The sequence below is a fragment of the Rhizobacter sp. P2_H2 genome, assembly GCF_056403375.1.
In genome coordinates this window covers 1-6,569 of the sequence record NZ_JBFUFP010000227.1, presented here as the reverse complement: position 1 = coordinate 6,569, position 6,569 = coordinate 1, and the positions used below count along the sequence as shown (strand labels likewise).

The following is a 6,569-nucleotide window of genomic DNA, read 5'->3' as shown; positions in this document are numbered from 1 at the left end:
GTGGTGGGTCAACCTGTTCGGCCACGGGCATCCGCACCTGCGCGCGGCGCTGCATGCGCAGCTCGACACGCTGTGCCACGTGATGCTGGCGGGCTGCACGCACGAGCCGGTGGTGGCGCTGTCGGAGCGGCTGGCCGAGCTCACCGGCCTGGGCCATGCGTTCTACGCCAGCGACGGCGCGGCCGCCACCGAGATCGCGCTGAAGATGAGCGCCCACCACTGGCGCAACCGCGGCCGGCCCGGCAAGAACAAATTCGTCGGCATCGAGGGCGGCTACCACGGCGAGACGGTGGGCGCGCTGTCGGTCACCGACATCCCGTTGTTCCGCGATGCCTACGGCCCGCTGGTGCGCCTGAGCGCGACGGTGCCCAGCCCCGATGCGCGCGGCGCGCTGCCGGGCGAGACGGCGGCCGACGTGGCCCGCCGCTGTGCGCAGGCGCTGCAGGCGGTGCTCGAATCGCGGCACGACGAGATCGCCGCGGTGATCGTCGAGCCGCTGATCCAGTGCGCCGCCGGCATGGCGATGCACGACCCGGCCTGGCTGCGCGAGCTGCGCGCGCTGTGCGACCGCTACGAGGTGCACCTGGTGTGCGACGAGATCGCGGTCGGCTTCGGCCGCACCGGCAGCCTGTTCGCGCACCAGCAGGCCGGCATCCGGCCCGACCTGCTGTGCCTGTCGAAGGGGCTGACCGGCGGCACGATGGCGTTGTCGACGGTGCTGGCCAGCGACGAGGTGTTCGCGTCGTTCTACGACGACAGCACGGCGCGCGGCTTCCTGCATTCGCATTCGTACACCGGCAACCCGCTGGCCTGCCGTGCTGCGCTCGCGACGCTGGAGATCTTCGGCCAGCGCGACTGGATGGCGCACAACGCGACAACGGCCGCGGCGCTCGACGCGCTGTGCGAGCCGTTGCGCGCGCACCCGGCGGTGCTGCGCAGCCGCCGGCTCGGCATGGTGTGGGCGTTCGACATCGACAGCGCGGATCCGCTGTTCGCGCGCCGCTACCACGCGGCCGCGCTGCGCCACGGCCTGATGCTGCGGCCGATCGGCAGCACGCTGTACTTCATGCCGCCGTACGTGATCGACGAGGCGGCGTGCGCGCAGCTGGCAAGCGGTGCGCTGGCCGCACTGCAGGAGACCCTGGAATGAACGTCGAAGGCTATTTCGTCACCGGCACCGACACCGGCGTCGGCAAGACCCTGGTCGCGAGCACGCTGATGCTCGACCTGCGCCGCCGCCACAAGCGCGTCGTCGGCATGAAACCGGTGGCCGCCGGCACGATCGCGACGCCGCACGGCGACGACAACGAAGACGTGCTTGCGCTGCGCGCCGCCGCCACCGTCGCGGTCCCGCGCGAGCTGGACAACCCGTACTGCCTGCCGCTGCCGCTGTCGCCGCACCTGGCGGCGCGCGCCGCCGGCGTGCAGATCGACATCTGCGAGCTCGGCCGGCGCTACCGCGACCTGGCCGCGCTGGCCGACGCGGTCGTCGTCGAAGGCGCCGGCGGCTTCCTGGTGCCGCTGAACGACACGCAGACCGGTGCCGACCTCGCGCAGGCACTCGACCTGCCGGTGCTGCTGGTGGTGGGCCTGCGACTGGGCTGCCTGAACCACGCCTTGCTGACGCAGGAGGCGATCCGCGCGCGCGGGCTGCGCCTGGCCGGCTGGGTCGCGAACCGCATCGACCCGGCGATGCGCGCGGCCGACGAGAACATCGCGACGCTGCGCGAGCGCATCGACGCGCCGCTGTGGGCGGAGCTGCCGCACCAGCCGCACGCGACCGCGCAGGACATGCTGCCCCACTGGACCGCGCGATGAATGCCTTCGACCTCGGCGAGATGACCGCGCAGCTCGACGCGCTGGACGGCGCCAGCCTGCGCCGGCGCCGCCGTGTCGTGCAGCAGGTCGACGGCCCGCGCATGGTGGTCGACGGCGAAGCGCTGCTCGCGTTCTGCAGCAACGACTACCTGGGCCTGGCGCAGCACCCGGACCTGATCGCCGCGGCGCAGCGCGCGGCTCGGCAGTGGGGCGTCGGCGCGACCGCCTCGCCGCTGGTCTGCGGCCACACCGAGGCGCACGACGCGCTGGAGCGCGAACTCGCCGCGTTCGTCGGCCTGCCGGCGGCGCTGAGCTTCTACGCCGGCTTCGCGGCCAACGTCGGCCTGCTGCCGGCGCTGGTGGGGCGAGGCGATGCGCTGTTCTGCGACGCGCTGAACCACGCCTGCCTGATCGATGGCGCGCGGCTGTCGGGCGCGCAGATCGGCGTGTACCCGCACGGCGACCTGGAGGCGCTGGCCGGGCGGCTCGCCGCGTCGACCGCCGAGCGCAAGCTGGTGGTCACCGATGCGGTGTTCAGCATGGATGGCGACCTCGCGCCGCTGCCCGGGCTGCTGTCGCTGTGCGAGCGCCACGACGCCTGGCTGCTGATCGACGATGCGCACGGCTTCGGCGTGCTCGGCCCCGACGGGCGCGGCACCGCGGCACATTTCGGGTTGCGCTCGAAGCGACTCGTCTACATGGCGACGCTCGGCAAGGCGGCCGGCGTGGCCGGCGCGTTCGTCGCCGGCGACGCGACGCTGATCGACTGGCTGCTGCAGCGCACCCGCAGCTACATCTTCGCGACCGCGATGCCGGCGATGCAGTGCGAGGTGCTGCGCGAGAGCCTGCGCGTGATGCAGCGCGAGCCGCAGCGGCGCGCGCATGTGCTGGCGCTGGTGCGGCGGCTGCGCGCCGGGCTGGCCGAGCTGCCGTGGGWGAACCCGCCGTCGCCGACGCCCGTGCAGCCGCTGATCCTCGGCGGCAATGCCGAGGCGCTGGCGATGGCCGCGGGCCTGCGCGAGCGCGGCCTGTGGGTGCCGGCGATCCGGCCGCCGACGGTGCCGGCGGGCAGCGCGCGGCTGCGCATCACCTTGTCGGCGGCGCACACCGAGGCCGAGGTCGACCGGCTGCTGGATGCATTGCGAGAGATCGCCGCGAAGCGTAGAACCTGTTCACCACACCCTGAAGGAGACCCTCATGTCTGATCGCATCGTCATCGTGTCCGCCGCCCGCACGCCCATCGGCGGCCTGCTGGGTGATTTCAGCGCGCTGGCCGGCCACCAGCTGGGCGCGATCGCGATCAAGGCCGCGGTCGAGCGCGCCGGCATCACCGGCGACGCCGTCAACGAGGTGCTGATGGGCAACTGCCTGATGGCCGGCCAGGGCCAGGCGCCGGCGCGCCAGGCGGCGCTCGGGGCCGGGCTGCCGCAATCGGCCGGGGCGGTGACGCTGTCGAAGATGTGCGGCTCGGGCATGCGCGCGATGATGTTCGCGCACGACATGCTGAAGGCCGAGAGCGTCGACGTGATGGTGGCCGGCGGGATGGAGAGCATGACGAACGCGCCGCACCTGATGTTCGCGCGCAAGGGCGTGCGCTACGGGGCGGCCCAGATGTTCGACCACATGGCGATCGACGGGCTGGAGGATGCCTATGACCGCGGCCGCGCGATGGGCGTGTTCGCCGAGGAGTGCGTGGCCAAGTACCAGTTCACCCGCGAGGCGCAGGATGCGTTCGCGATCGCTTCGACGCAGCGCAGCAAGCAGGCCAACGAAGACGGCAGCTTCGACTGGGAGATCGCGCCGGTGACGGTCGCCGGCAAGGCGGGCGACACGGTCGTGAAGTTCGACGAGCAGCCGTTCAAGGCCAAGCTCGACAAGATCCCGACGCTGAAGCCGGCGTTCAAGAAGGACGGCACGATCACCGCGGCGAATGCGTCGAGCATCTCCGACGGCGCCGCGGCGCTGGTGCTGATGCGCGAGAGCACCGCGAAGCGTCTGGGCAGCCAGGTGCTTGCGCGCATCCATGCGCACGCGGTGCATGCGCAGGCGCCGAACTGGTTCACCACGGCGCCGATCGGCGCGATCGAGAAGGTGCTGAAGAAGACCGGCTGGGCCGCGAAGGAGGTCGACCTGTGGGAGGTCAACGAGGCCTTCGCCGCGGTGACGATGGCGGCGATGCACGAGTTCAAGCTGCCGCACGAGATCGTCAATGTGCACGGCGGCGCGTGCGCGCTGGGCCACCCGATCGGCGCCAGCGGTGCGCGCATCGTCGTCACGCTGCTGGGCGCGCTGCGCAAGCGCGGTCTGAAGCGCGGCGTGGCCGCGCTGTGCATCGGTGGCGGCGAGGCGACGGCAATGGCGGTGGAGCTGGTTTGACGGGCACGCGGCGGTCGTCGCTCGCGCCGCCGGTGCGCATCGGCACGGCGGGGTGGGCGATTTCCGCCGCGAATGCCGCGGCGCTGCCCGGCGACGGGACGCACCTCGAGCGCTATGCGATGCGGATGAACTGCGTGGAGATCAATTCGTCGTTCTACCGCGGCCACCGCACGCAGACCTATGCGCGGTGGGCCGACAGCACGCCCGAGCACTTCCGCTTCGCGGTGAAGCTGCCGAAGCGCATCACGCACGAATGCCGGATGGCGGATGCCGACKAGCTGCTCGCGCAGTTCGTCGACGAGGCCGGTGGGCTGGGCCCCAAGTGGGCCGTTGCATTGGTGCAGCTGCCGCCGGGGCTCGCGTTCGATGCCGACGTGGCGGGGCGCTTCTTCGGGCGGTTGGGCGAGGCCTTCGACGGCGCCGTCGTCTGCGAGCCCCGGCACCGCAGCTGGTTCACGTCTCAGGCCGACCAACTGCTGGCGCGCTGCGAGGTGGCGCGCGCGGCCGTGGACCCCGCGAAGTGGCCGCATTCGGAGCACCCCGGCGGGTGGGCCGGAGCGTCGACGGCGCGGCGCCCGGCCGTCTTCTACTTCCGCTGGCACGGCTCGCCGCGGACCTACTGGTCGGCCTACGACGAGGCATGGCTGCGCGAGCGTGCGCAGGTCCTCGCGCAACTGCCGGCGCACGCCGAGCGCTGGTGCATCTTCGACAACACGGCGGCGGGCGCGGCATTGCCGAACGCCCTGCAGCTGGAGACACTCACGACCCCATGAACATCCTCATCATCGGCGCTTCGCGCGGCATCGGCCTCGAGTTCGTCCGCCAGTACCGCGAGGCCGGCGCGCGCGTCACTGCGACCGCGCGCGACGAGGCCGGCATCGCCCGCCTGCAGCAGCTCGGCGCCGAGGCCTTCGCGCTCGACGTGACCGACACCGCCAGCGCCTCGGGTCTCGCCTGGCGCATCGACGGGCAGGCCTTCGACGTCGTCGTCGTCAATGCCGGCGTGCTCGGGCCGCAGCTGGCGGCGCCGCAGACGCCGAGCGAGGCCGACTTCGATGCGGTGATGCACACCAACGTGCTCGGCGCGATGCGCATCCTGCCGCAGGTGATGGAATCGCTCGCGCCCGGCGCGAAGCTCGCGGTGCTGTCGTCGCGCATGGGCTCGATCGGGCTGCGCAGTTCGGGCAGCAGCTGGCTGTACCGCGCGTCGAAGGCCGCGCTCAACTCGGTGCTGAAGGACATGTCGTTCACGCTTGCCGGCCGCGCGACCTGCGTCGCCTTCCACCCGGGCTGGGTGCGCACCGACATGGGCGGTTCGTCGGCCGACATCAGCGTCGAGCAGAGCGTGGCCGACATGCGGCGCACGCTGGCCGCGCTGCAACCGTCGGAGAACGGCAGCTTCCTGAACCACGACCACCAGCCGCTGGCCTGGTGAGGCTGAACGAAGAATCGAGGAGACGACCCATGCTGACCGAAGACCACCGCGCGGTGCAGGACGCCGTGCGCGCCTACGTGCAGGACCGCATCGCCCCGCAGGCTGCCCGCTGGGACAAGGAGCACCATTTCCCGAAGGACGAACTGCGCGGGCTGGCCGAGCTCGGCTGCTACGGCGTGGCGGTGCCCACCGAGTGGGACGGTGCCGGGCTCGACTACCTGAGCCTGTCGCTGATCCTCGAGGAGATCGCGGCCGGCGACGGTGCCACGTCGACCATCGTCAGCGTCAACAACTGCCCGGTGTGCTCGATCCTGATGGCGTGGGGCGACGAGGCGCAGAAGGCGCTGTGGCTGAAGCCGCTCGCGCGCGGCGAGATGCTCGGCGCGTTCTGCCTGACCGAGCCGCACGTCGGCTCGCAGGCCGACGGGCTGAAGACGAGCGCGGTGCGCGACGGCGAGCACTACGTGCTCAACGGCGTCAAGCAGTTCATCACCAGCGGCAAGCACGGCGACGTGGCGATCGTGATGGCGGTCACCGACAAGGCGGCCGGCAAGAAGGGCATCAGCGCGTTCATCGTGCCGACCTCGATGCCGGGCTACAGCGTGGCGCGGCTGGAGGACAAGATGGGCCAGCATGCGAGCGACACCGCGCAGATCCTGTTCGAGAACTGCCGCATCCCGGTGGCGAACCGGCTGGGCGATGAAGGGCAGGGGCTGAAGATCGCGCTGTCGGGGCTGGAGGGCGGGCGCATCGGCATCGGCTCGCAGGCGGTGGGCATGGCGCGCGCGGCCTTCGAGGCGGCGCTGCGCTACGCGAAGGAGCGTGTCGCGTTCGGCAAGCCGATCTTCGAGCACCAGGCGCTGCAGTTCAGGCTGGCCGAGATGGCGACGCAGATCGAGGCGGCGCGGCAGCTGATCCACCATGCGGCGCGGCTGAAGGA

At 71.9% G+C, this 6,569-nt stretch carries 7 protein-coding genes; all 7 read left to right on the top strand.

Annotated elements, in window-relative coordinates:
- Positions 1 to 1,150: adenosylmethionine--8-amino-7-oxononanoate transaminase (bioA, locus tag AC1D15_RS13975; protein ID WP_477826455.1), on the top strand; the 1,150-nt coding region annotated here is incomplete at its 5' end.
- Positions 1,147 to 1,818, top strand: coding sequence for a dethiobiotin synthase (gene bioD, locus AC1D15_RS13970; protein ID WP_047506838.1), 672 nt, complete (start codon positions 1,147 to 1,149; stop codon positions 1,816 to 1,818). The genes bioA and bioD, both read left to right, overlap by 4 nt.
- Positions 1,815 to 3,023 carry an 8-amino-7-oxononanoate synthase gene (gene bioF / locus AC1D15_RS13965; RefSeq protein ID WP_477826454.1) on the top strand — a complete coding sequence of 403 codons (1,209 nt, stop codon included), beginning with the start codon at positions 1,815 to 1,817 and terminating at the stop codon, positions 3,021 to 3,023. Before bioD ends, bioF begins: the two co-directional genes overlap by 4 nt.
- Positions 3,016 to 4,194 carry an acetyl-CoA C-acyltransferase gene (locus AC1D15_RS13960; protein ID WP_477826453.1) on the top strand — a complete coding sequence of 393 codons (1,179 nt, stop codon included), beginning with the start codon at positions 3,016 to 3,018 and terminating at the stop codon, positions 4,192 to 4,194. Before bioF ends, AC1D15_RS13960 begins: the two co-directional genes overlap by 8 nt.
- Positions 4,191 to 4,967 carry a DUF72 domain-containing protein gene (locus AC1D15_RS13955; RefSeq protein ID WP_477826452.1) on the top strand — a complete coding sequence of 259 codons (777 nt, stop codon included), beginning with the start codon at positions 4,191 to 4,193 and terminating at the stop codon, positions 4,965 to 4,967. Before AC1D15_RS13960 ends, AC1D15_RS13955 begins: the two co-directional genes overlap by 4 nt.
- On the top strand, positions 4,964 to 5,629 hold the full coding sequence (locus tag AC1D15_RS13950; protein WP_477826451.1) for an SDR family oxidoreductase: 666 nt from the start codon (positions 4,964 to 4,966) through the stop codon (positions 5,627 to 5,629). Before AC1D15_RS13955 ends, AC1D15_RS13950 begins: the two co-directional genes overlap by 4 nt.
- A gap of 29 nt (positions 5,630 to 5,658) precedes the next feature.
- On the top strand, positions 5,659 to 6,569 hold a 911-nt coding region (locus AC1D15_RS13945; protein WP_477826450.1), incomplete at its 3' end, for an acyl-CoA dehydrogenase family protein.